This window comes from Streptomyces sp. NPDC002032 (genome assembly GCF_042890765.1).
Lineage (GTDB): Bacteria > Actinomycetota > Actinomycetes > Streptomycetales > Streptomycetaceae > Streptomyces.
The window spans coordinates 525,213-548,185 of sequence record NZ_JBIASM010000002.1; the positions used below are offsets into that span (position 1 = coordinate 525,213).

Below are 22,973 nucleotides of genomic sequence, written 5' to 3' on the forward strand. Positions count from 1 at the left end.
GCTCAGACGTCGCGCCGTCGCACCACCGCGTACGAGGCGGCGACGGCGGCCGCCGTCACCAGGACCAGCAGCCCCAGCTGGGCCAGGTCGCTCGGGGTCCGGCTGCCGTCCATCCCGCTGTTGGGCACCCCGAAGAGCTGGACCAGCCCCATCGGGGCGTTGTAGCGGACGACCACCATGCCGACGGCCTCGCTGGCGGGCCAGGCCGTCATGATCGCCCCGAGGACGGGCGGCATGGTGACCACGCCGAGCATGACCGCGATCCCGCCGGCCGAGTGCCGTACGAGGGCCCCGACGGCCAGGGCGAGGACCCCCAGCAAGGTGACGTAGAAGCAGCCGGCCAGGGCGCTCGCCCACTCGCTCCAGCCGTGGTGCCCGGCCGCGGGGCCGTTGTGCACGAGCGCGGCCGCGATGCCGACGACCGCCACCGCACCCAGCGTGACGCAGAAGGCGGCCGTCCCGAGGACGAGGTACTTCGCGGTGAGCACCCGCAGCCGCCCGGGGGAGGCCGTGAAGGTGCTCCGTATCAGCCCGGTCCCGTACTCGGAGGAGACCGTCAGCACCCCGAGCACCATCACCGCGATCTGGCCGATCATCAGCCCGAACACGGCGGGAGCGGTGAAGGGGAGCTGCTCGTAGTCCCGCGAGGTGGTCTGGGACACGGCGATCAGGCCGATGCCGACCACCAGGGCCACGAGGGAGCCGAGGGTCCACAGGGTGGAGCGCACCGAGGTCAGCTTGGTCCACTCCGAGGCCAGGGCGTGCCCCAGGTGGGGCCGGGGCGTGGGGAGCGGCGAGCTGTAGCCGCCCGGCTGCCGCGCGCCCGCGGCGGGGTTCGCCGCCGGGGCGGCCGCCGGGTTCGCGCCGGGGGTGGTGGTCATCTGGGGTCCTCGGTGCTGTTCTTGGCGGAGCCGGTGAGATCGGCGGCGCTGCCGGGCATCAGGAAGGGGCGCCCGGATCCGGGCGGCGGGGGAGCGAAGAAGCTCGCCGCGGTGTCCTCGGGGACGACGGGGGCCTCGGCCTCGTCCTCCCACACGGGCAGGCTCAGCGGCTCGGGCTCCCACAGTTCCGCGCGGGGGTCGTCGGAGGAGCTGTACTCGACGGAGGACTGGGTCATCCGCATGTAGGCCTCCTCCAGCGAGGCCCGGTGCGGGGCCAGCTCCCACAGCCGCACGCCGGTCTCGTGCGCGATGTCGCTGATGCGGGGCAGCTCCAGTCCGGTCACCCGCAGTGCCCCGTCGGGTTCCTGGAGCACCCGGCCGCCCGCCCTGGTGAGCGCCGAGCCGAGCGTGACCCGGCCGTCGGGGCCGTTGCCGGCCGCGCGGACCCGGGCGAATCCGGCCGAGTTGTGGGTGATGAAGTCCTGGGTGCTCATGTCGGCCAGCAGCCGGCCCCGGCCGATCACGATCAGGTGGTCGGCGGTCAGCGCCATCTCGCTCATCAGGTGGGAGGAGACGAACACGGTGCGCCCCTCGGAGGCGAGCTGGCGCATCAGGTTGCGGACCCAGCGGATGCCCTCGGGGTCGAGGCCGTTGACCGGCTCGTCGAAGAGCAGGACCTGCGGGTCGCCGAGCAGGGCGGTGGCGATGCCGAGCCGCTGGCCCATGCCGAGCGAGAAGCCCTTCGTGCGCTGCCGGGCGGCGTCCTGGAGGCCGACCACGCCCAGCACCTCGTCGACCCGCTTCTCGGGGATCCCGGAGAGCTGGGCGATGGACAGCAGGTGCGTGCGGGCCCGGCGGCCGCCGTGCACGGCCTTGGCGTCGAGCAGGGCCCCTACGTGCCGCTGGGCGTTCGGCAGCTCCCGGAAGGGGAGGCCGTTGATGGTGACCTCGCCGGAGGTGGGCCGGTCCAGCCCGAGGATCATGCGCATGGTCGTGGACTTGCCGGAGCCGTTGGGCCCCAGGAAACCGGTGACACGACCCGGCTTGACCTGGAAGGACAGCCCGTCGACGGCGGTCTTGGCGCCGAAGCGCTTGGTCAGGCCGACTGCCTCGATCATCGTGCTGCCCCTTGCCAGGCCCGGACGGCTCTCGTCCGCGTAAGCCTTAAGAGGATATCGAGTCCCTTGCGGTTCCCTCCCGGACCGGATCCCTGATCGACCCCTGAGATCCGGCTCGGGGATCACCCGTAGTACTCCCGGCGTCCGTCGCGCGACGGACGCCGGGAGCCTCGGGCCCTCACGGGACCGAGGCCGTCACGGGACCAAGGCCCTCACGCGTCCCGCTTCGCCAGCGTCAGGTACCCGCCGGCCACCGCGGCGAGCGCCCACAGCGCCATGAGCCCGAGGCCGCCCCACGGCCCGTAGGGGGCGTCGGAGCCGCTCGAGGACGCCGAGACGGTCTGCATGATCGCGGAACCGGTCTGGCTGGGCAGGTACTCGGCGATCTTGCGCGTGCTGTCGACCACGCTGAGCACGATGGGCAGGATCAGGATGAAGGTCACCAGGACCGCGATCGAGGCGGCCGTGTTGCGCAGCACCATCGAGACGCCGATGGAGAACAGGGCGAGCAGCGCCATGTAGAGGCCGACGCCGATCACCGCCCGCAGCACGTTCTCCCCGCCCAGACCGGTGCTGTGCTCGCCGAGGACGGCCTGCCCGAGGAAGAAGGACACGAAGCCGGTGGCCACGCCGGCCACCAGGGCCAGCGCGGTCGCCGCGGTGATCTTCCCCAGCAGCAGCCGGCCGCGGCGGGGCACGGCCGCGAGGGAGGTGCGGATCATGCCGGTGCTGTACTCGCTGCCGACGACCAGCGCGCCGAAGACGAGGATCGCGAGCTGCCCGAGGAGCATCCCGGAGAAGCTCATCTGGGTCGCGTCGAAGGTGACCTGCTGGTCCTTGGGGAGGTCATCGAAGGTCGCGTTGACCGCGGCGCAGATCCCGGTGCCGGCGGCGGCGGTGATCAGCAGCGCGGTGGCCAGGGTCCAGCTGGTGGAGGCGACCGTGCGGATCTTGGTCCACTCGGAGCGCAGGACGGCGGGGAAGGTGGACATGGTCACTCGCCGCCCTTGCGCGTCGCCTCGAAGCCGGCACCCCAGGCGGGGGCGGCGGCCGGCCCGGCCGGCCCGCCGGCGGCCGCGCCGGGCGCACCCAGCGCGTGGGCGTGGTACTCGACGGAGTCGGCCGTCATGCGCATGAACGCTTCCTCCAGTGAAGCCCGTTGCGGGCTGAGTTCGTGCAGCACGATCTGGTGCTGGGCGGCCAGCTCGCCGAGCCGCGCCGTCTCCACGCCGTCGATCTCCAGCGTGCCGGTGGCCGGGACGCTGATGGCGTTGATCCCGGCCTCGTGCAGGACGTCCTTGAGCCGCTCCTGCTGCGGCGAGCGCAGCCGTACGTAGCTGCGGGAGTTCTGGTGGATGAAATCGGCCATCGAGAGGTCCGCCAGCAGCCTTCCCTGCCCGATGACGATCAAATGGTCTGCGGTCAGGGCCATTTCGCTCATCAGGTGGGAGGAGACGAAGATCGTCCTTCCTTCCGAGGCCAGGCCCTTCATCAGATTGCGGATCCAGAGAATTCCCTCCGGGTCCAGACCATTGACCGGTTCGTCGAACATCAGGATTTCCGGATCACCGAGCAGGGCGGCGGCGATTCCCAGCCGCTGTCCCATACCGAGCGAAAATCCTTTCGACTTCTTGCGCGCGACGGCCGTCAGGCCGACCATGTCCAGCACCTCGCTGACGCGCCGCTCCGGGATCCGGTTCGACTGCGCCAGGCACAAGAGGTTGTTGTACGCGCTGCGGCCGCCGTGCATCGCCTTCGCGTCCAGCAGCGCCCCGATGTACTTCAGCGGTTCCGGCAGGTCCCGGTAGTGCTTCCCGTCGATCCGGACCGTACCGCTGGTCGGGTTGTCGAGGTCGAGCATCATGCGCATGGTCGTGGACTTTCCCGCCCCGTTGGGGCCGAGGAAGCCGGTGACCACCCCCGGTCTGACCTGGAAGCTGAGGTTGTCCACGGCGGTCTTGGCGCCGAATCGTTTGGTAAGTCCCTCAAGCTCGATCATGCGGCCACGCTAGAACGCCGAAGGGCCGTACGCCACCTCAAAAGGGTGACGCACGGCCCAACGTCGGCAGTTGCGCTGCCGCCCGGTGTCAGCGGCTCTGCTGGGCCGGCACGCCCCGGGTCACCGGCTCGTCGTCGACGATCGGGTTCGCGGCCGCCACGGCCGCGCCGGTCAGCGTCGCCAGCATCTCGCGGACGTTGGTCAGCTGCGCGTTGATCGAGTCGCGGCGGTTGGTGAGCGCCGCCAGCTCGCGCTCGGACTCGCTGCGGATGCGGTCGGCCTTGGCGTTGGCGTCGGCGACGATGTCCTCGGCCTGGCGCTGCGCGGTCTCCACCGTCTGGCGGGCCCGGCGCTCGGCGTCCGTACGGAGCTTCTCCGCCTCCAGGCGCAGCTGCTCGGCACGGTGCTCGATCTCCGCGAGGCGCTTCTCCGCCTTCTGCTGACGCGAGGCCAGGTCGCGCTCCGACTGCTCGCGCCGCTTGGCCAGGTTGGTCTCGAAGTCCGCGGCGGCCTGGGCGGCCTTCGCGCGGGTCTCCTCGAACAGCGCGTCGGCCTCCTCGCGCTTGGAGGCCGCGTCCTTCTGGGCCTCCGAACGCAGGGTGGCGGCGTCGCCCTTGGCCTTCTCGACGATGCGGACGCCCTCGTCCTCCGACTTCGACTTGCGGTCCGCCGCGAACGACTCGGCGTCGTTGCGCACCTGCTGGGCGGCCGACTCCGCCAGCTCGCGGTGCTGCTCGGCCGCGCGACGGGCCTCCTCACGGAGGTCCTTCGCCTCCTCCTCGGCCAGCCGGAGGATCTTCTCGACCCGGGCACCGAGGCCGGCGTACGACGGCTCGGCGTCGCTCACCTGGGCCTGGGCGTTCTGCGTTTCGAGGTGCAGCTCCTCGATCCGCTTTTCCAGAGAGTTGATACGTCCAAGGGCGCTGTCGCGGTCGGAGACCAGCTTGGTAATGCGGTCGTCCACCTGACCGCGGTCGTAACCACGCCGCACGAGCTCGAAGCCGAAGGGGGAGGAAGTGTCGCTCATGGGGTTCCTGTCGAATGAGACCGATGAGGTGCTACGTGAGGTGTTAAGGGGAATCCTAGGCGCCCGGGCGGCGTGTCATCGAGTCAATCCGGGTTTGCCCTGGACAATGACACCCCTTTTGAGTGGCAAGGCGACAGAATGCTTGTCACTCGTTCGCCTGAACCTCCTTCAGAAGCACACATCTCAGCGTTCTGACTAGCCCTCTGACGTCTTACCACCCGATCGTGTGGAACCCGCTGTTGCGCCGGCCTTCACGCCCCCCGCGCCCTGGCCGCCCACCACGGGCTTCGCGCCACCCGAAGGCGCCTCGAATGATTCCAACGCCTCAAGAACGTCCTGGACACGGGAAATCTCCGCCTGAATGTCCTCGCGCCTGCGCACCAGGACCTCCAGCTCACGACGGCCCTCGTCGACCAGCCGCTCCGCCTCGGCCTGCGCCTCGGCGAGCGCCTTCTCGGCCTGCCGCGACAGCTCCGCCTTCTTCTGCTCGGCCTCCTTGAGCAGCGCCTCCGCCTTGCGCACCGCGGCGATGCGGACCTTGCTCGCCTCGCTGCTCGCGTCCGACACCAGCTCCTTGGCCTTCGCCTCGGCCGCGACGCTCTGCTCGGTCGCCGCGCGCACCAGCTTGTCCACGCGCTCGCCGGCCGACTTCATCTGCTCCGCCGACTCCCGGCGGGCCCGCTCGTGCAGCTCCTCGACCTCGGACTCGACCCGCGCGCGCAGCTCCTCCGCCCGCTCCCTTATGGCGGCCGCGTCCGTCCGCGCCCCGACCAGCAGCTCGTCGGCGTCCGTACGGGCCTTCTCCACCATGGAGTTGCCCTCGACGGTCGCCTCCGAGGTGATCCGCGCGGCCTCCTTGCGCGCCGCGTCGACCATCGCGTCGGCCTGCTCCTCGGCGGCCGTGGTCGCCGCCAGGGCCTGCCGGCCCGCGTCCGAGGTCAGCTTCTCGGCCTCCGCCGCCGCCTCCGTGATGAGCCGGTCGACCTGCTCCGCCGCCTCGCTGCGGCGCTTGTTGGCCGCCTCGCGCGCCTCGTCCAGCAGCCGCTCCGACTCCGTACGGGCCTCGGTGCGCACGCGCTCCGCCTCGGTCGCCGCCTCCGCCTTGACCCGCTCCGCCTCGGAACGGGTGCGCGTCGCGTGCTCCTGGGCCGAGGCCAGCGCCTCCGCCGCGTCGGCGCGCAGCCGCTCGGCCTCGTCGCGCGCCTCGCCGACCGTGCGCTCGTTGTCCTTGCGGGTCCGCTCGGTGAGCTTCTCCGCCTCCGCCGTCGCCCCGGTGATGAGCCGGTCCGCCTGCTCGGCGGCCTCCGTACGCAGCCGGCCGGCCTCGGCACGCGCCTCGTCGAGCTGCTGCTCGGCCTCCCGTTCGGCGCTCGCCAGGGTCTCGTTCGCGGCGACCGTGACGCGCTCCGCCTCCGCGGTGGCCTCGCCGATGATCCGGCCGCCCTCCGCCCGGGCCTCGTCCAGGGCGCGGGCCGCGTCGGTGCGCAGCCGCTCGGCCTCCGCCGCGGCCTCGCCGACCGTGAGCTCGTTCGCCGCGCGGGTCTCCTCGACCAGCCGGTCGCCCTCGGCGCGCGACTCGACCAGGATCCGCGTGGAGTCCCGCTCCGCCGCGGCCAGCGTCTGCGCCGCCTGCGCCGTGAGCTTCTCCGCCTCGGCGGTGGCCTCCGTGATGAGCCGGTCCGCCTGCTCGGCGGCCTCGCCGCGCAGCCGGTTCGCCTCGGCGCGGGCCCCGTCCACGGTCTCCGCGGCCTCCGCGCGCAGCGCGTCGGCGGCCTCCTGCGCCTCGCCGACCGTGAGTTCGTTGGCGGCGCGGATCTCCTCGGTGAGCCGCTCCGCCTCGGCGGTGGCCTCCGTGATGAGCCGGTCCGCCTGCTCGGCGGCCTCGCTGCGCAGCCGGCCCGCTTCGGCGCGGGCCTCGTCCAGGGTCGTGGCCGCCTCGGCGCGGGCGGCCTCCGCCGCCCGCTCCGCCTCGCTGGTGAGCCGCTCGGCCTCCGCCCGGGCCTCGTCGACCGTGGCGGCGTTGGCCGCGAGGGTCTCCTCGGTGAGGCGCCGCGCCTCCGCGGTCGCCTCGTCGACGATCCGGCCGCCCTCGGTGCGCGCGGCCTCCAGGGACTCCGCCGCCTCGCCGCGGATCCGGTTCGCGTCCTCCCGGGCGTCCGCCCGGGTCCGCGACGCGTCGCGCTCGGACGCCGCCAGGGCGTCCGTCGCCTCCGTGCGCACGCGCTGGGCGTACTCCGCCGTGTCGGCCCGCAGCTGCTCGGCCTCGGTGATCGCGTCGCCGACCGTGCGCTCCGCCAGGGCCTTCGCCGCGTCCGTCTCGACGCGGGCCTCGCTGCGCACCCGGGCCGCGTCCTCGGCCGCCCGCTCCCGCTCCGCGTGGGCGTCGGCGCGGACCCGGTCCGCCTCCTCCACCGCCTCGGAGCGCGTGCGCTCCGCCGCGTGCTCGGCCGCGCTGCGCAGCCCGGCGACCTCCTCCTCGGCCTGCTCGTGCAGCCCGGCCACGGAGTCGCGCACCTGCTGCGCGGTGGCCTCGGCCGCCGCGACCAGCTCCGACGCGCGCCGCTCCGCCTCCTCGGTCAGCCAGACCGCCTCGGCGGTGGCCTCCTCGGAGCGCTTGCGGGCCTGCGCCAGCAGCTCCTCGCTCTCCTCGCGGGCCTGCGCCCGCTCGTTGCCGGCGTCGGTACGGGCCGCCGACAGGGTTTCCTCGGCCTCCCGGCGGCGCCGCGCGGCCTCCTCCTGGGCGGCGGCCAGCGCCTCCGCGGCCTCCGCCGCGACCCGCTCCGCGGCGGCCTTGGCCTCCGCGCGCAGCCGGTCGGCGGTCTCCTGGGCCTCGGTGCGCAGCCGCTCCGACTCCGCCTCCGCCTCGGCGCGCAGCCGTACGGACGCCTGCTCGGCCTCCGCGCGCACCCGGCCCGCGTCGTCCGCGGCCTCCGTGCGCAGCTGGTCGGCCTCCGCCTCCGACTGGGCCTGGAGGCCGCGGATGCGTTCCGCCGACTCCGCGCGCAGCCGCTCGTTCTCCTCGGCGGTCTCCTTGCGGATGGCCTCCGCCGCCGCGCGGGCGTCGCGCAGCGTCTGCTCGGCCGTCGTCAGCCGGCCCTCGGCGTCCGTGTGCAGGCGCAGGAGTTCCTGCTCGGCCTCCGCCCGCTTCGCGGCCAGGGCCTGCTCGGTCTCCTCGCGCCGGGCCCGGGCCGCCGCGTCCGCCTCGGCGGCCACGGCCTCGGCCTGCTCGGCGGCCTCCGCGCGCAGCCGCTCGGCCTCCGCCCGGGTGCGCTCCAGGGTCTCCTCGGCCTGCCGGCGCAGGGTCGTCGCCCGCTCCACGGCCTCGGCGCGGACCCGCTCGCTCTCGGCGCCGGCTCCGGCGCGCAGCTCGTCCGCGTCCGCCTTGGCCTTGCCGAGCAGCTCCTCGGCGGTACGGGCCGCCTCCTCGATCTGCTGGACCGCCTCGCGACGGGCCTCCCCGCGGATCCGCTCGCCCTCGGCGACGGCCTCCGCGCGCAGCTGCTCGGCCTCGCCGCGCAGCCGCCGGGCCTCTTCCTGGAGTTCGACCGTACGGGCCCGGTACTCCTCGGTGTCGTCCTTCGCGGCGCCCTTGAGCTCATCGGCCCTGGCCGCGGCCTGCGCGCGCAGCCGTTCGGCCTCGGACTCCGCCTCGCGGCGGATCCGCTCGGCCTCCTCGGAGGCGGCGCGGGTGGTGGCCCGGGCGTCCTCCGAGGCCTTGTTCAGTACGTCCTCGGCCGTCCGGGCCGCCTTCGCCAGCTGCGCCGCAGTGTCCTCGGCGGCGGCCGCACGGGCCTGCTCGCCGGCCTCCGTGCGCAGCCGCTCGGCCTCCGCGCGGGCATCGGCCAGCGCCTGCTCGGCCTCGGCCTTGAGGACCTCGGTCTCCTTGGTGGCCTCGCCGACCAGCCGGGCGACCTGCTCCTTCGCGGTGCGGGTGCGCTGCTCGTTGACGGACTCCGCCGAGGCGAGCTGGCGTGCCGCGCTCTCCTTGGCCTCCGCGAGCAGGGCCTCGGCCTCCGCGCGGGCGCTGCGCAGCGCCCCGTCGGCCTCCTGGACCCGCGCCTCGGCCACCCGGCCGAGGTCCATCGTCTGCTGCCGGGTCTGCTCGGCCTCGGCGGTGGTGGTGCTGCGCAGCCGCTCGGCGTGCTCGGTGGCCTCCTGGGCCTGGGCGGAGGCGGCGGCGAGCAGCCGCTCGGCCTCCTTGCGGGCGCGCAGCAGCGTGGATTCGGCCTCCGTACGGGCGGCCTCCGCATCGGCGGCGAGCCGCCGGCGGGCCTCCTCGACGGACCGCGCGGCCTCGGCGCGGGCGGCGTTCAGCGCCTGCTCGGCCTCGGCGCGGGACTCCTCCATGAGCCGGCGCGCCTGGGCCTCGGTCCGCGCGCGCAGCTGTTCGGCCCAGGCGACGTTCTCGTTGACGTGCGCCTCGACCGTCTGGCGGCGCTCGTTGAGCTCCTGGTCCAGGCGCTGACGCCGGTTGACGGCCTCGGAGTGCAGCTCGGCCTGGAGACGCGCCTGGTGCTCGGCGTGCTCCTGGAGGATGCGCTGGGTCTGGGCCCGGGCGTCGCGCAGCTCGCGCTCGGCGTCCGAGCGCATCTGGTCCGCCTGGATCTGGGCATTGCGGAGCAGCTGCTCCGCCTGGTATCCCATGTCCGCGCCGTCGTAAGCGGGCCGGGACGCGAGATTGCGGCGTACCTCGTGGAGCTTGGCGCGCAGCACTTCGACCTGGTACCCCAGGTCTTCGGCGTGCTGGACGGCCTTCCCGCGCTCCTTCTTCAGCCGCTCCATCTCGGCTTCGAAGCGCGAGAGATGGTCGGCTTCAGCCTGTTGGCTCTCCTGGCTTTCGTAGCCCCGCACAGCGCGGTCCCATCCGTCCCCTGGTCGCAAGCTCACTCCCAAATGAGCATCGCTCGCCCGCTGAACGACGCCCCCGGGGAATGGTGTCAGATACCGGGGCAGGGGTTCGGGCCCCGACCCCGTCTCCGCACCGAACCCCGGCCGAGCCAGTGCCACTCTACCGGCCGGGGAATGGGGGCATCAGTGATCAGGGTTGCTGGTGACCAGTTCGGTCAGGACTCCGTGGCAGTCCTTGGGGTGCAGGAAGGTGATCCGGGAGCCCATGGATCCGGTGCGCGGCTCGTCGTAGAGGACCCGTACGCCCTTGCCGCGGATGGCTTCGGAGTCCCCGTCGACGTCCGCGGTGCCGAAGGCGATGTGGTGCACGCCCTCGCCGTTCTTGGCCAGCCACTTGCCCACCGCGGAGTCCTCGCGGGTGGGCTCCAGGAGCTGGAGGTAGGAGGCCCCGCCGTCCGAGGTCTCATTGATCTTGAGCATGGCCTCGCGCACGCCCTGCTCCTCGTTGATCTCGGTGTGGAACACCTCGAACCCGTACGTGGCACGGTAGAACTCGACGGTCTTGTCGAGGTCGAAGCAGGCGATCCCGATGTGGTCGATTCTTGTCAGCATGGGACCAGTGCACCGCCGCGGAGGGTGGTTACGCAACGTGCCAGCGATCACACCGACTGCCGGGTGACTGCGCGGGTACCGCTCAGTACATTCAGGTAAACCCTCGTTCACTCCTCATCCAAGGGGCTGTGCCTCATGTCCGGAACGAACAACACCACTTCAGTGATCGTCGCCGGGGCCCGCACGCCCATGGGGCGCCTGCTCGGCTCGCTGAAGTCCTTCTCGGGCGCCGACCTCGGCGGATTCGCCATCAAGTCCGCGCTGGAACGGGCCGGCATCGCCGGCGACCAGGTCCAGTACGTGATCATGGGCCAGGTGCTCCAGGCCGGCGCGGGCCAGATCCCCGCCCGCCAGGCCGCCGTGAAGGCCGGCATCCCCATGAACGTGCCCGCGCTCACCATCAACAAGGTGTGCCTCTCGGGCCTGGACGCCATCGCGCTCGCCGACCAGCTCATCCGCGCCGGGGAGTTCGACATCGTGGTCGCGGGCGGCCAGGAGTCGATGACCAACGCCCCGCACCTGCTGCCGAAGTCGCGCGAGGGCTTCAAGTACGGCGCCATCGAGATGCTCGACGCGATGGCCTACGACGGCCTCACCGACGCCTTCGAGAACATCGCGATGGGCGAGTCCACGGAGAAGCACAACACCCGGCTGGGCATCGAGCGGGCCCCGCAGGACGAGTTCGCGGCGGCCTCCCACCAGCGCGCCGCCGCCGCGCAGAAGAACGGCGTCTTCGAGGCCGAGATCACCCCGGTGGAGATCCCGCAGCGCAAGGGCGACCCGGTGCTCTTCTCCGCCGACGAGGGCATCCGCGCCGAGACCACGGTGGAGTCCCTCGGCAAGCTGCGCCCGGCCTTCGCCAAGGACGGCACGATCACCGCCGGCACCTCCTCGCAGATCTCCGACGGCGCCGCCGCCGTGGTCGTGATGAGCAAGGCCAAGGCCGAGGAGCTGGGCCTGGAGTGGATCGCCGAGATCGGCGCCCACGGCAATGTGGCCGGCCCGGACAACTCGCTCCAGTCGCAGCCCTCCAACGCGATCCTGCACGCCCTGAAGAAGGACGGCCTTGAGGTCTCCGACCTGGACCTCATCGAGATCAACGAGGCCTTCGCGGCGGTCGCCGTGCAGTCAATGAAGGACCTCGGCGTGACCCCGGAAAAGGTGAACGTCAACGGTGGCGCCATTGCCCTGGGGCACCCGATCGGCATGTCCGGCGCCCGCGTGGTGCTGCACCTGGCGCTGGAGCTCAAGCGCCGCGGCGGCGGGGTCGGCGCGGCCGCGCTGTGCGGCGGCGGCGGTCAGGGCGACGCCCTCGTGATCCGCGTTCCGAAGGCGTAGGCGGCCCGTATGACGACGGTGGACGTCCCCACGCTGGTGGCGCAGGCCCGCGAGGGCCGGCCGCGGGCCGTGGCCCGGCTGATCTCACTGGTCGAGGGGGCGTCCCCGCACCTGCGCGAGGTGATGGCCGCCCTGGCCCCGCTGACCGGCGGCGCGTACGTGGTCGGCCTGACCGGTTCGCCCGGGGTCGGCAAGTCGACCTCGACCTCGGCCCTCGTCTCGGCCTACCGCAAGGCCGGCAAGCGGGTCGGCGTGCTCGCCGTGGACCCGTCCTCGCCCTTCTCGGGCGGGGCGCTGCTCGGCGACCGGGTCCGGATGTCGGACCACGCCTCCGACCCGGGGGTCTACATCCGCTCCATGGCCACCCGGGGGCACCTGGGCGGTCTGGCCTGGGCGGCGCCGCAGGCGATCCGGGTGCTGGACGCGGCCGGCTGCGACGTGATCCTGGTCGAGACGGTGGGCGTCGGGCAGTCCGAGGTGGAGATCGCCTCGCAGGCGGACACCTCGGTGGTGCTGCTGGCCCCCGGCATGGGCGACGGGATCCAGGCCGCGAAGGCCGGGATCCTGGAGATCGGCGACGTGTACGTGGTGAACAAGGCCGACCGGGACGGCGCGGACGCGACCGCCCGGGAGCTGAACCACATGCTGGGGCTCGGCGAGTCCCGCGGCCCGGGCGACTGGCGGCCGCCGATCGTGAAGACGGTCGCGGCCCGCGGGCAGGGCATCGACGAGCTCGTCGAGTCGCTGGAGAAGCACCGGGCGTGGATGGAGGAGCACGGCGTGCTGGACGGGCGCCGGGCGACCCGGGCCGCCCGGGAGGTCGAGACCATCGCGATCACCACCCTGCGCGGCCGGCTCGCCGACCTGCGCGGGGACGCCCGGCTCGACGCGCTGGCCGTACGGGTCGCCGCGGGCGAGCTGGACCCGTACACGGCCGCCGACGCGCTGCTGGACGGCCTGACGGAGGGCTGAGCGCGGGCGGGGGCGGTGCCACGGGTGGCACCGCCCCCGCCCCGTGGAGGGCGTCCGTACCCCCTGGCGGGGGGCGTGCTGCGCTCAGATCTTGCCGCGGTTGTCGCGCAGGTGCTCCGCGACGGGCCGCAGCGACTCCCGCAGGGCCGCGAGGGCCTCGGGGGGCAGCAGGTCGATGAAGTGCCGGCGCACCGACGCCACGTGCTGCGGGGCCACCTTGCGCATGGTCTCCATGCCCTCGTCCGTGAGCACGGCGTACAGGCCGCGGCGGTCGGACTCGCAGTTCACGCGTCGGACCAGGCCCGCCGTCTCCATGCGGGTGATCTGGTGGGACAGCCGGCTCTTGGACTGCAGCGTGGCGGTGGCCAGATCGCTCATGCGCATCCGGTGGCCGTCCGATTCCGAGAGGTTCACGAGGATCTCGTAATCGTTGTTGGTGAGTCCGAAGGGCTGGAGATCCTTTTCCAGCTGGTGCATCAGCAGTCTGCTGACGTCCAGGTGGGTGCGCCAGGCACACTGTTCGGCATCGGTCAGCCAGCGGGTGGCAGTCTCGGTCTCCATGGTCTCCATGAATGAACTCTACCTAAGAAGTTGAATTACGTACAAAAATGGCAGGTGCTGCCGGGTCTCCCCGGTCTCGCCCGGTGTCTCACCCGGCACCACCGGGCCTCACAGTCCGAGCCTTCGCTGGAGGTCACCCAGCTGTCCGGGCATCCGCGGCACGCCCAGCTGCCCCAGCGGACCCTGACCCGCCCCCGGGACGCCCTGGGCGTCGCCCGTGGCGGCTCCGGCGCCCACCGCTCCGACCGACTGCTCGGCCATCAGCATCTCCGACGACTGGAGCAGGACCGTCCCCGCTCCGACGAACTCGAACTGGTGCTCCTCGCCCGAGGTGCCGCCGAGGCCGGTGAGCGAGCGCAGTCCGCCCATCACGCCCGTCATGTAGCCGTGGTCGTAGTGGTGGCACGGCGAGGGGCAGTCCGCCCAGCCGACCAGCGCCTGCGGGTCCACGCGCATCGGCGGTTCCATGAACACCACCGGGCCGTTGGACGCCGCCACGAACTTCCCGGTTCCGATCAGGGTCAGGAAGCCCGGGACGATCGACTGCTTGAGGGCGAGCGTGGGCTGGTACGCCAGCAGGTTCCCCGACCGGATGGTCAGGTTGCCGTTCTCCAGGTCGTACGAGTTCACGTCGAAGGCCCGGTCGGCCAGCAGCATCTTGCCCTGGCCCTCGGCCACCACCCAGTCGGCGGCGTGCAGCGGTGAGTGGAAGCTGGTGCGCAGCAGCCGGTCGAAGCGGCCGTTGCCGATGCCGTTGAACTCGATGCGCCCGTAGTAGGCGACCATCTTGCCCTTCTGCAGGAACCACTGGTTCCCCTTGAGCTCCACGCAGAAGGTGTACGCGTTCACGTTGTCGTCGGAGGGCAGGCTGTGCGGGTCGAAGACCGTCGGGCCGCCGGGTCCGCCCATCACGGGACCGAAGTTCACAGCTTCTCCTCCGAGGCCTGTACGAAGACGGCGCCCTGGCCGGACAGCTCCAGCTGGAACGCCTCGCCCGAACCGCGTCCGACCATGTCCCGCCAGCCCAGTGCGGCCGACAGCTTGTTCCTGACGTCCCCGTGGTGGGCCACGTACGCCTGCGGGTCGACGTGGACCGGCCGGTTCGGGGTGATGGGGAGCTCGATGACCCCGCCGTGTGCCATCACGGCGACGGAGCCGTGGCCCTTGAGGGTGGTGGTGAACAGGCCCTGGCCGGTCACCTGGCCGCGCACCATGCCCATGACACCGCCCTGCGAGCCCATGAACATGGTGCCCTGCTGGAGGGTGCCGTCGAAGGCGAGCAGCCGGTCGGCCTCGACGTAGAGGGTCTCGCCGGTCAGGCCGATCACCTGGATGTGGTGGCCGCCGTGGCCGAACATCACGGTGCCGTTGCCCTCGACGCTCATCAGCGGCGTCTGCTCGTTGGCCACCCGGCGCCCGATCATGCCCATCACCCCGCCCTGACCCCCGGTCAGGCTCGGTGTGAAGGAGACCTCGCCGCGGTAGGCGAGCATCGCCCCGCGCTGGCTGTACATCTTCTGCCCGGGGACCACCTGGGCCTCGACCATCTTCGAGTTGATCTCGCGGAACGGCATCAGACGTCGCCCCCGATGGTGTTGCGCTCGCTGGGCTGCACGTAGACCAGGCCCTCGCCCTCGAAGCGGATCTGGAAGGCCTCGCCGGAGCCCTCGCCGATCAGGGTGCGGAAGGTCACCCCGGACTGGAAGGACTGCTGGAGGTTCCCGGTGTGCGCGATGTACGCCCCCGGGTCCACCGACAGCGGGTACTGGGCGCTGACCCGCAGCACCACGGCCGGGCCGTCCGACATGATCGCCGCCTGGCCGGAGCCCTCGACGGTCGTCGTGAAGAGCCCGTTGCCCGTGGTCGCGCCGCGCAGGCCGGTGAAGGTCGTGCCGGTGCGCAGCCCGGCGTCCGTGCACAGCAGGTTGCTGGACTCGACGTAGAGCTTCTCGCCGCGCAGATTGACCAGATTGATCTCACTCGCGCGGTCTGCGAAGAAGCAGGTGCCGTGTCCCTGTACTTCCATCACCGTCATCTGTTCGCCGGTCAGCCGGCGGGTCACCATCCCGCGGAGGCCTTCGCCGCCGCCTGTCATCTTCTTGAAGGCCATCTGGCCGTCGTACGCGACCATGGCGCCGTTCTTCGCTTTCACGGCGTCACCGGTCAGGTCGACGGCGAGCACCTTGCTGCCTTGGAGTCGGAACTGAGCCACGGGGATGAAGGTATCGGCAGCGGGCGGACCCGAACAGGGCCCGGTGGCCGATATGCGCCACACTCGTGCGGGCCGGGGACCCGGAACAAGATCGGCGGGGGCGGCTGAGACACTGGGGAGGACCCCGGCCGCCACTCCCGAAGGTTCCACGTGGACATCAAGACCGCCTCCGCCCTGCACCGGCTGCGCCTCATCTCCGTTCCGGAGGCGCTGTCGTTCCCGGCCCTGCTGATCTTCGGCTCGCTGCTGAAGCGGACGACGGACATCGACTACCTGATGATGCCGCTCGGGATCCTGCACGGGATCCTGTTCGTCATCTACGCGCTCTTCCTGCTCGACGTGTGGAACAAGGCGAAGTGGCCGCTCAAGAAGGTGGCCCTCTTCTTCCTGCTCGCCCTGCTGCCCTTCGGCGGGCTGTACGGAGACAAGCTGCTCAAGCGCGACGAGGCCGACAGCGTCATCGCCGCCCGCGCGCGTCAGGCGGCCGAAGCGTGATCATCGCGTTCTCGGTGACCCCGCTGGGGGTCGGTGAAGAGGTCGGCGAGTACGTCGCCGACGCGGTGCGCGTCGTGCGCGAGTCCGGGCTGCCGAACCGCACCGACGCCATGTTCACCACCGTCGAGGGCGAGTGGGACGAGGTGATGGACGTGGTCAGGCGCGCGGTGGCCGCCGTGGAGGCGCGGGCGCCCCGGGTCTCCTTCATCCTCAAGGCCGACATCCGGCCCGGCGTCTCGGACGGCATGACCTCGAAGATCGAAACGGTGGAGCGCCACCTCGCGGAGGGCTGACCTCCTCCTCCGCCTCCTCCTCCGCCTCCTTTTCCGCCGGCGTGCCGCGTGGCCGGGCTACGGGGAGCCGCCCGTGGTCAGGGCGATGGCCAGGGGGGTGCGTTCGTAGAGGACCTGGCGGCCGTGGCGGGAAGGGATCAGCAGGCCCGCCGCGCGCAGGGCCGACAGGTGGGCCGAGACCGTCGAGGGCGCCAGGCCCAGGCGCGCGGCCAGGGTGGTGGTCGAGGCCGGTTCGGCCAGCGCGCACAGCACCTCCGCCCGGGCCCGCCCCAGCAAGCCGGCCAGCGCGCGCGGGGCCGGTCCGGGCGAGGCCGTCCACAGCGCGCCGATGCCCCGCGCCGGGTACACCAGGGTGGGCTGCCACGGGGGGTCGTAGCCGCCGGCCACCTCCGGCCAGACGAAGGCGCTCGGCATCAGCAGGAGCCCCTGGCCGCCGAGTTCGCGGTCGTGGTGGGAGGGGCGCTCGACGCTGAGCGTGCCGGTCGCGCCGTGCCAGCGCAGATCGGGGTGGAGCCCGTCGAAGAGGGCTTCGAGACCGCCCGCCGCCAGCCGCCGGGAGTGGAAGAGGATGTCCGCCTCCAGCAGGGCCCGCAGCCGCGGCCAGTGCGGGGCGACGAGGGCCCGCCAGGCGGCCTCCGTCAGATCGGCCAGCTCCGTCACCGCCCGCGCGGGATCCGCCAGCAGCCGCCGGCCGAGGGGGCTCTCCAGGGCGCCCGGGGTGCAGGCCAGGGACCTGCGGAGATCCTCGTACGCCGCCCCGGGATCGTCGGCGGCCGCGCGGACCCGGGCCAGTTCCTCCTCGAAGGTCACCGAGGGGCCGAGCGGGGGCGGGCTGAGCAGGTCCGGGTGATGCCCCTTGCGCGGCATCAGCAGCCACAGCGGCCGCAGGTCCAGCCCGGCCGCGGCGGCGCGGATCCGGCGTAGCCAGGGCAGGTGGTACGCCTGCCGGTGCGGGCGCAGCAGTACGCGCACGGCCTCCTGCGTCTCCCAGCGCGGGGAGATCCCGAAGCGGCAGCGCAGCAGGTCGGCCGGGCCGAAGCGGAAGTGGTTGCCCATGCCGTGCCGTCCGTCCTTCCGTGCTTCCGTGCTTCCGTCGCGCGGTCCGGATTCGCCCTGGACCGAATCCCTGGCCCGCACCCCCACCCCACCCGAAGCTACCCCCATGCCCTTTCCCCCCACCCCCGACCCGTCCCCGGCGCCGGGCTCCGGCCCGGCCCCCGGCCCGGCGTCCGGTCCGGTGTCCGGTTCCGGTTCGGGCCCGCCCCCGGCCTTCGGCCCGGCGCCCGCCCCGGCGTCCGCCCCGGGGTCCAGCCCGGCGTCCGGCTCCGGTTCCGCCCCGCCCCCGGCCTCCGGCCCGGCCCCCGCCCCGGCCTCCGGCCCGGCCCCCGCCCCGGCGTCCGCCCCGGGGTCCGGTCCGGCGGTCGGCTCCGGCCCGACCTCCCCCTCGGCCCCCGGCCCGGCGCCCGCCCCGGACCACGGTCCGGCGGCCGGCTCCGGCCGGACTCCGCCCCCGGCCTCCGGCCCGGCCCCCGTGTCGGACACCGGTGCGGCCCCCGGTCTCGTGGCCGGCTCCGGTCCGATCCGGCCCCCGGCCCCCGGCTCAGCGCCCGCCCCGGGGTCCGGTCCGGTGTCCGGTTTCGGTTCCGCCCCGTCCCCGGCCCCCGGCTCAGCGGGCGGCCCGGCGGCCGGCTCCGGCCCGACCTCCCCCTCGGCCCCCGGCGCGGCGTCCGGTCCGGTGTCCGGTTCCGGTTCGGCCCCGCCCTCGGCCTCCGCCCCGGCGCCCGCCCTGGCGCCCGGCTCAGCTGCCGGGGTGGGGGCCGGTGGGGGGTATCGGGGGCTGTTCCGGGTGGGGGAGTTCCGGGCCGTGTTCGCCGCGCACCTGCTGTCGCTGCTCGGCGTCGTCGTCGCCGAGATCTCCCTCACCGTCCTCGTCTACCGCGCCACCGGCTCCGCCCTGATGAGCGCGCTCACCTTCGCCCTCGGCTTCCTCCCCTACGCCCTCGGCGGCACCCTCCTCGCCGGGCTCGCCGACCGGTACCCCGCCCGCCGGCTCCTCGTCGCCTGCGACCTGCTCTGCGCCGCCTGCGCGGCGGCCATGGTCTGGCCGGGCACCCCGGTCGCCGGGATCCTCGTCCTGCGCTGCGCCATGGCCTTCGTCGCCCCGCTGTTCCAGGGGGCCCGCAGCGCCTCCCTCGCCGACATCCTCGGCCCCGGCGAGGACTTCGTCCTCGGCCGCTCGCTGCTGCGCATGGTCTCCCAGAGCGCCCAGCTCGCCGGTTTCGGCCTCGGCGGACTGCTGCTGACCTTCCTCGCCCCGCGCGGGGCGGTCGCCCTCACCGCCGCCGGGTTCCTCACCTCCGCCCTGCTGCTGCGCCTCGGCACCCGCGACCGCCCCGCCCGAGCCGCCGCCACCACCGCCCGGAGCCCGCTCCGCGGCGGGCTCGGCGTCCTCCTCGGCGACCGCCGGCTGCGGGCGCTCACCCTGCTGTGCTGGCTGCCGCCCGCCTTCGCCGTCGTCCCGGAGGCGCTCCTCACCCCGTACGCCGCCGGCATCGGCGCGGGCACCGGCGCGCTCGGGCTGCTGATGTGCGCGCTCCCCGTGGGCACCATCGCCGGGGAACTGGCGGCCGGCTCCCTCCTCTCGGCCCGCACCCGCGCACGGCTCACCGCCCCGCTGGCCGCCCTCGCCCCGCTGTCGCTGCTGGCCTACGCCGTCCGGCCCGGCGTGCCCGTCGTCCTCGCGGCGCTCCTGCTGTCCGGGCTCGCGCACGCGTACGCGCTCGACCTCGACCGGATGTACGTGGACGCCGTCCCCGACGAGCTGCGCGGCCGGGCGATGACCCTGCTCAGCACCGGCCTGATGACCCTCCAGGGCGTCGGCATGGCCCTGGCCGGAGCCGCCGCCGAGTTCTTTCCGGCACACGCCGTGGTCACCGGCGCCGCGGTCCTCGGCACCGCCGTCGTCCTGCTGCTCCTCGCCGAGCTGCGCGCCACGGAGCCCCCGCGCACTCCGGGCCGCCCCGCGCGCTCCTCGCGCCCCGGGCCGAGTCGTGAGACGGGGCTGACCGCCAAATAGCGGCCCGGTAGGGTCTGGTGGGTGCCCAAGCCGCTCAGCCTTCCCTTCGACCCCATCGCCCGCGCCGACGAGCTCTGGCAGCGCCGCTGGGGACCGGTCCCCTCCATGGCCGCGATCACCTCGATCATGCGCGCCCACCAGATCCTCCTGGCCGAGGTCGACGCGGTGGTCAAGCCGTACGGACTCACGTTCGCGCGGTACGAGGCGCTGGTGCTGCTCACCTTCTCCCAGGCGGGGGAGCTGACGATGTCGAAGATCGGCGAGCGCCTGATGGTCCACCCGACCTCGGTGACGAACACCATCGACCGGCTGATGCGGGCCGGCCTGGTGGCCAAGCGCCCCAACCCGCAGGACGGCCGCGGCACGCTCGCCTCCATCACGCCCGAAGGGCGCGCCGTCGTCGAGGCCGCGACGAAGGCCCTGATGGACATCGACTTCGGGCTGGGCGCGTACGACGCGGAGGAGTGCGCGGAGATCTTCGCGCTGCTGCGCCCCCTGCGCGTGGCCGCCGCCGACTTCGAGGACAAGTAGGACGAGCAGACGAGGGCGGGCAGCGGGCGGGCAGCGGGCGGGGAGCGGGCGGGGTGGGGCCGCGTCAAGATCGCGCAAAACGGACGGTTAGGCTCGACGCCATGAAACGAAGCGTGCTGACCCGCTACCGCGTCATGGCCTACGTGACCGCGGTCATGCTCCTGATCCTCTGCGCCTGCATGGTGGCCAAGTACGGCTTCGACACCGGTGCCGGCCTGACCCTCGCGGTCTCGCAGGTCCACGGCGTGCTGTTCATGATCTACCTCGTCTTCGCCTTCGACCTCGGCTCCAAGGCGAAGTGGCCCTTCGGCAAGCTGCTGTGGGTCCTGGTGTCGGGCACGATCCCGCTCGCCGCCTTCTTCGTCGAGCGCAAGGTCCGCGCCGAGGTCGAGCCGCTGGTCGCGGACGGTCTCGCGACCGCGAAGGCCTAGAGCACAGCTCGACCGGAACACCCCGGGGACGACTCCCCGGGGTTTCCCATCGACATTTACTAGGACGTCCTAGTAAATTCATGGGTATGGATGCTGACGCCATCGAGGAAGGCCGCCGTCGCTGGCAGGCCCGCTACGACAAGGCCCGCAAGCGCGAGGCCGATTTCACGACGCTCTCCGGAGATGACGTCGATCCCGTCTACGGGCCCCGCCCCGGCGACTCGTACGAGGGATTCGAGCGCATCGGCTGGCCGGGGGAGTACCCCTACACCCGTGGTCTGCACGCCACCGGCTACCGGGGCCGGACGTGGACCATCCGCCAGTTCGCCGGCTTCGGCAACGCCGAGCAGACGAACGAGCGCTACAAGATGATCCTGGCCGCCGGCGGCGGCGGTCTCTCCGTGGCCTTCGACATGCCCACCCTCATGGGCCGGGACTCCGACGACCCCCGCGCGCTCGGCGAGGTCGGCCACTGCGGGGTCGCCATCGACTCCGCCGCCGACATGGAGGTCCTCTTCAAGGACATCCCGCTCGGCGACGTCACCACCTCCATGACCATCTCCGGGCCCGCCGTGCCCGCCTTCTGCATGTACCTGGTCGCCGCCGAGCGGCAGGGCGTCGATCCGGCCGTCCTCAACGGGACGCTCCAGACCGACATCTTCAAGGAGTACATCGCCCAGAAGGAGTGGCTCTTCGAACCCGAGCCGCACCTGCGCCTCATCGGCGACCTCATGGAGTACTGCGCGAACGGCATCCCCGCCTACAAGCCGCTCTCCGTCTCCGGCTACCACATCCGCGAAGCCGGGGCGACGGCCGCGCAGGAGCTCGCCTACACGCTCGCCGACGGATTCGGCTACGTCGAGCTCGGCCTCTCCCGGGGCCTGGACGTCGACCACTTCGCCTCCGGCCTCTCCTTCTTCTTCGACGCGCACCTCGACTTCTTCGAGGAGATCGCCAAGTTCCGCGCCGCCCGCCGCATCTGGGCGCGCTGGATGAAGGAGGTCTACGGGGCGAAGTCCGACAAGACCATGTGGCTGCGCTTCCACACCCAGACGGCCGGCGTCTCCCTCACCGCCCAGCAGCCGTACAACAACGTGGTGCGCACCGCCGTCGAAGCCCTCGCGGCCGTCCTCGGCGGCACCAACTCCCTGCACACCAACGCCCTCGACGAGACCCTGGCCCTGCCCAGCGAACAGGCCGCCGAGATCGCGCTGCGCACGCAGCAGGTGCTGATGGAGGAGACCGGCGTCGCCAACGTGGCCGACCCGCTGGGCGGTTCCTGGTACGTCGAGCAGCTCACCGACCGCATCGAGGCCGACGCCGAGAAGATCTTCGAGCAGATCAGGGAGCGCGGCCTGCGCGCCCACCCGGACGGCCGGCACCCCATCGGGCCGATCACCTCCGGCATCCTGCGCGGCATCGAGGACGGCTGGTTCACCGGCGAGATCGCCGAGTCCGCCTTCCAGTACCAGCGAGCCCTGGAGAAGGGCGACAAGCGGGTCGTCGGCGTCAACGTCCACCACGGCTCCGTCACCGGTGACCTGGAGATCCTCCGGGTCAGCCACGAGGTGGAGCGGGTACAGGTCCAGGAGCTCGCGGCGCGCAAGGGCCGCCGCGACGACGCGAAGGTGAGCGCCGCCCTCGCGCAGATGCTGGCCGCCGCCCGTGACGGCTCGAACATGATCCCGGCCATGCTGGACGCCGTACGGGCCGAGGCCACGCTCGGCGAGATCTGCAACGTCCTGCGCGAGGAGTGGGGCACCTACACGGAGCCGCCCGGCTTCTGACGGACGGTCCGCGAGGCCGGTCACGCCCCCCGCCGCACGGCGCGGGCGTGACCGGCCTTCGCCGTTCCGGGATCCTCAGGGGCGGTCGGCGCCGCGCAGGCCGTGCATCAGCAGCGCGGTGAAGGCCGACACCCAGACCTCGTCCACCGGCTCGCAGCTGACCAGGGCGCGGTGCACCACCGTGCCCGCGATCACGTCGAAGATCAGGTCCGTGGCAAGTCCGGCGAGGGCTTCGTCCTCCTCGTACGGCAGTTCCCCGCGGGCCTGGGCCCGTTCGCGACCCAGTACGACGAGACGTTTCTGCCGGTCCACGATCGCCGACCGGATCCGGCACCGCAGGGCCTCGTCCCGGGTGGACTCGGAGACCACCGCCATCAGGGCGGTACGCGCCTCCGGGCGCCGCAGCAGCTGCGCGAACTGCAGCACCACGTCCTCGATGTCCGCTTCGAGCGAGCCCCGGTCCGGGAGCTCCAGCGCGTCGAACAGCTCCGCGACGGCGTCCACGACGAGCTCGCTCTTGCCCGCCCAGCGCCGGTACAGGGTGGTTTTCGCGACGCCCGCGCGGGCCGATACGTCCCCCATCGTCAGCTTCGACCAGCCCAGCTCCACCAGCGCGTCCCGGGTCGCCGCCAGGATCGCCGCGTCCGCCGCCGCACTGCGGGGGCGGCCGGTGCGGCCGGGCGGGGGGCTGGTGCCGGGGCTGGGGTTGCGCATGGCCGAGACCATACCCGCCAGTAGCGGAACCGTCGGGGGGCCCGTCGCTGTGGTTCAGATCACGGGGCGCGGGCGGCC

21 protein-coding genes are annotated in these 22,973 nt (G+C 73.0%); 8 read left to right on the plus strand and 13 right to left on the minus strand.

All coding sequences use genetic code 11. The features are described from left to right. Nucleotides 1-2 precede the first annotated feature (2 nt). The 7 genes from ACFYYT_RS06555 to mce all read right to left on the minus strand — a co-directional run bounded on the left by ACFYYT_RS06555 (nt 3) and on the right by mce (nt 10,485). The gene (locus ACFYYT_RS06555) at nt 3-881 is read right to left on the minus strand and encodes an ABC transporter permease (RefSeq protein WP_351822400.1); all 879 of its coding nucleotides are present in this window, start codon (nt 879-881) and stop codon (nt 3-5) included. Continuing rightward, entirely contained in the window at nt 878-1,999 is a 1,122-nt protein-coding gene (locus ACFYYT_RS06560) for an ABC transporter ATP-binding protein (RefSeq protein ID WP_351822402.1), read from the minus strand. Before ACFYYT_RS06560 ends, ACFYYT_RS06555 begins: the two co-directional genes overlap by 4 nt. A gap of 212 nt (nt 2,000-2,211) precedes the next feature. After that, a complete protein-coding gene (locus ACFYYT_RS06565) occupies nt 2,212-2,991 on the minus strand; it encodes an ABC transporter permease subunit (RefSeq protein WP_351830136.1) in 780 nt (259 codons plus the stop codon). Between the two features lie 2 nt (nt 2,992-2,993). Beyond that, nucleotides 2,994-3,998, minus strand: coding sequence for an ATP-binding cassette domain-containing protein (locus tag ACFYYT_RS06570; protein ID WP_351830112.1), 1,005 nt, complete (start codon nt 3,996-3,998; stop codon nt 2,994-2,996). 88 nt (nt 3,999-4,086) lie between these two features. After that, complete coding sequence (locus ACFYYT_RS06575) at nt 4,087-5,025, minus strand: cellulose-binding protein (protein WP_351830115.1); 939 nt, start codon at nt 5,023-5,025, stop codon at nt 4,087-4,089. A gap of 195 nt (nt 5,026-5,220) precedes the next feature. Next, on the minus strand, nt 5,221-9,876 hold the full coding sequence (gene scy / locus ACFYYT_RS06580; protein ID WP_351830118.1) for a polarized growth protein Scy: 4,656 nt from the start codon (nt 9,874-9,876) through the stop codon (nt 5,221-5,223). Nucleotides 9,877-10,056: 180 nt separating this feature from the next. Then, nucleotides 10,057-10,485: a methylmalonyl-CoA epimerase gene (mce, locus tag ACFYYT_RS06585; protein ID WP_030235855.1), complete on the minus strand. Its 429-nt coding sequence runs from the start codon at nt 10,483-10,485 to the stop codon at nt 10,057-10,059. Between the two features lie 135 nt (nt 10,486-10,620). Between mce and ACFYYT_RS06590 the strand changes: the two genes are divergently transcribed. Next, nucleotides 10,621-11,823 carry an acetyl-CoA C-acetyltransferase gene (locus ACFYYT_RS06590; RefSeq protein ID WP_351830121.1) on the plus strand — a complete coding sequence of 401 codons (1,203 nt, stop codon included), beginning with the start codon at nt 10,621-10,623 and terminating at the stop codon, nt 11,821-11,823. A 9-nt stretch (nt 11,824-11,832) separates the two neighbouring features. After that, on the plus strand, nt 11,833-12,795 hold the full coding sequence (gene meaB, locus ACFYYT_RS06595) for a methylmalonyl Co-A mutase-associated GTPase MeaB (RefSeq protein WP_351830124.1): 963 nt from the start codon (nt 11,833-11,835) through the stop codon (nt 12,793-12,795). Nucleotides 12,796-12,879: 84 nt separating this feature from the next. Here the strand turns inward: meaB and ACFYYT_RS06600 are convergent, their stop codons facing one another. From ACFYYT_RS06600 to ACFYYT_RS06615, 4 genes are all read right to left on the minus strand, one after another. Continuing rightward, nucleotides 12,880-13,356 carry a MarR family transcriptional regulator gene (locus ACFYYT_RS06600; protein ID WP_351830139.1) on the minus strand — a complete coding sequence of 159 codons (477 nt, stop codon included), beginning with the start codon at nt 13,354-13,356 and terminating at the stop codon, nt 12,880-12,882. 108 nt (nt 13,357-13,464) lie between these two features. Continuing rightward, on the minus strand, nt 13,465-14,265 hold the full coding sequence (locus ACFYYT_RS06605) for an AIM24 family protein (RefSeq protein WP_351830142.1): 801 nt from the start codon (nt 14,263-14,265) through the stop codon (nt 13,465-13,467). 14 nt (nt 14,266-14,279) lie between these two features. Next, a complete protein-coding gene (locus ACFYYT_RS06610; protein ID WP_351830126.1) occupies nt 14,280-14,930 on the minus strand; it encodes an AIM24 family protein in 651 nt (216 codons plus the stop codon). Beyond that, nucleotides 14,930-15,568 (minus strand): AIM24 family protein, encoded by a 639-nt coding sequence (locus ACFYYT_RS06615; protein ID WP_351830128.1) that lies wholly within the window; start codon nt 15,566-15,568, stop codon nt 14,930-14,932. Before ACFYYT_RS06615 ends, ACFYYT_RS06610 begins: the two co-directional genes overlap by 1 nt. 150 nt (nt 15,569-15,718) lie before the next feature. Here ACFYYT_RS06615 and ACFYYT_RS06620 point away from each other — a divergent pair, with 150 nt between their 5' ends. After that, nucleotides 15,719-16,063, plus strand: a complete 345-nt coding sequence (locus tag ACFYYT_RS06620) for a DUF3817 domain-containing protein (protein WP_351830130.1) — start codon at nt 15,719-15,721, stop codon at nt 16,061-16,063. Beyond that, nucleotides 16,060-16,356: an MTH1187 family thiamine-binding protein gene (locus ACFYYT_RS06625; protein WP_351830131.1), complete on the plus strand. Its 297-nt coding sequence runs from the start codon at nt 16,060-16,062 to the stop codon at nt 16,354-16,356. The genes ACFYYT_RS06620 and ACFYYT_RS06625 overlap by 4 nt, the downstream gene beginning before the upstream one ends. A 57-nt stretch (nt 16,357-16,413) precedes the next feature. On the opposite strand, the gene ACFYYT_RS06630 is transcribed toward ACFYYT_RS06625, so the two are convergent. Further along, on the minus strand, nt 16,414-17,412 hold the full coding sequence (locus ACFYYT_RS06630) for a DUF5937 family protein (RefSeq protein WP_351830134.1): 999 nt from the start codon (nt 17,410-17,412) through the stop codon (nt 16,414-16,416). Nucleotides 17,413-18,220: 808 nt separating this feature from the next. On the opposite strand from ACFYYT_RS06630, the gene ACFYYT_RS06635 reads away from it, so the two are divergent. From ACFYYT_RS06635 to ACFYYT_RS06650, 4 genes are all read left to right on the plus strand, one after another. Continuing rightward, entirely contained in the window at nt 18,221-19,432 is a 1,212-nt protein-coding gene (locus tag ACFYYT_RS06635; protein WP_388607053.1) for an MFS transporter, read from the plus strand. Nucleotides 19,433-19,453: 21 nt separating this feature from the next. Continuing rightward, nucleotides 19,454-19,963 carry a MarR family transcriptional regulator gene (locus tag ACFYYT_RS06640; RefSeq protein ID WP_351830889.1) on the plus strand — a complete coding sequence of 170 codons (510 nt, stop codon included), beginning with the start codon at nt 19,454-19,456 and terminating at the stop codon, nt 19,961-19,963. A gap of 101 nt (nt 19,964-20,064) precedes the next feature. Next, the gene (locus ACFYYT_RS06645) at nt 20,065-20,394 is read left to right on the plus strand and encodes a DUF3817 domain-containing protein (protein WP_351830887.1); all 330 of its coding nucleotides are present in this window, start codon (nt 20,065-20,067) and stop codon (nt 20,392-20,394) included. A gap of 86 nt (nt 20,395-20,480) precedes the next feature. Further along, the gene (locus ACFYYT_RS06650; protein WP_351830884.1) at nt 20,481-22,181 is read left to right on the plus strand and encodes a methylmalonyl-CoA mutase family protein; all 1,701 of its coding nucleotides are present in this window, start codon (nt 20,481-20,483) and stop codon (nt 22,179-22,181) included. 75 nt (nt 22,182-22,256) lie between these two features. Here ACFYYT_RS06650 and ACFYYT_RS06655 read toward each other — a convergent pair whose 3' ends face one another. Beyond that, nucleotides 22,257-22,895, minus strand: a complete 639-nt coding sequence (locus tag ACFYYT_RS06655; protein ID WP_351830881.1) for a TetR/AcrR family transcriptional regulator — start codon at nt 22,893-22,895, stop codon at nt 22,257-22,259. Nucleotides 22,896-22,973: the final 78 nt, after the last annotated feature.

Coding starts and splice junctions, on each gene's coding strand:
- ACFYYT_RS06555 (WP_351822400.1), bottom strand. CDS start 881: ATGACCACCACCCCCGGCGCGAACCCGGCGGCCGCCCCGGCGGCGAAC.
- ACFYYT_RS06560 (WP_351822402.1), bottom strand. CDS start 1,999: ATGATCGAGGCAGTCGGCCTGACCAAGCGCTTCGGCGCCAAGACCGCC.
- ACFYYT_RS06565 (WP_351830136.1), bottom strand. CDS start 2,991: ATGTCCACCTTCCCCGCCGTCCTGCGCTCCGAGTGGACCAAGATCCGC.
- ACFYYT_RS06570 (WP_351830112.1), bottom strand. CDS start 3,998: ATGATCGAGCTTGAGGGACTTACCAAACGATTCGGCGCCAAGACCGCC.
- ACFYYT_RS06575 (WP_351830115.1), bottom strand. CDS start 5,025: ATGAGCGACACTTCCTCCCCCTTCGGCTTCGAGCTCGTGCGGCGTGGT.
- mce (WP_030235855.1), bottom strand. CDS start 10,485: ATGCTGACAAGAATCGACCACATCGGGATCGCCTGCTTCGACCTCGAC.
- ACFYYT_RS06590 (WP_351830121.1), top strand. CDS start 10,621: ATGTCCGGAACGAACAACACCACTTCAGTGATCGTCGCCGGGGCCCGC.
- meaB (WP_351830124.1), top strand. CDS start 11,833: ATGACGACGGTGGACGTCCCCACGCTGGTGGCGCAGGCCCGCGAGGGC.
- ACFYYT_RS06600 (WP_351830139.1), bottom strand. CDS start 13,356: ATGGAGACCGAGACTGCCACCCGCTGGCTGACCGATGCCGAACAGTGT.
- ACFYYT_RS06605 (WP_351830142.1), bottom strand. CDS start 14,265: ATGGGCGGACCCGGCGGCCCGACGGTCTTCGACCCGCACAGCCTGCCC.
- ACFYYT_RS06610 (WP_351830126.1), bottom strand. CDS start 14,930: ATGCCGTTCCGCGAGATCAACTCGAAGATGGTCGAGGCCCAGGTGGTC.
- ACFYYT_RS06630 (WP_351830134.1), bottom strand. CDS start 17,412: ATGGGCAACCACTTCCGCTTCGGCCCGGCCGACCTGCTGCGCTGCCGC.
- ACFYYT_RS06645 (WP_351830887.1), top strand. CDS start 20,065: ATGAAACGAAGCGTGCTGACCCGCTACCGCGTCATGGCCTACGTGACC.
- ACFYYT_RS06650 (WP_351830884.1), top strand. CDS start 20,481: ATGGATGCTGACGCCATCGAGGAAGGCCGCCGTCGCTGGCAGGCCCGC.
- ACFYYT_RS06655 (WP_351830881.1), bottom strand. CDS start 22,895: ATGCGCAACCCCAGCCCCGGCACCAGCCCCCCGCCCGGCCGCACCGGC.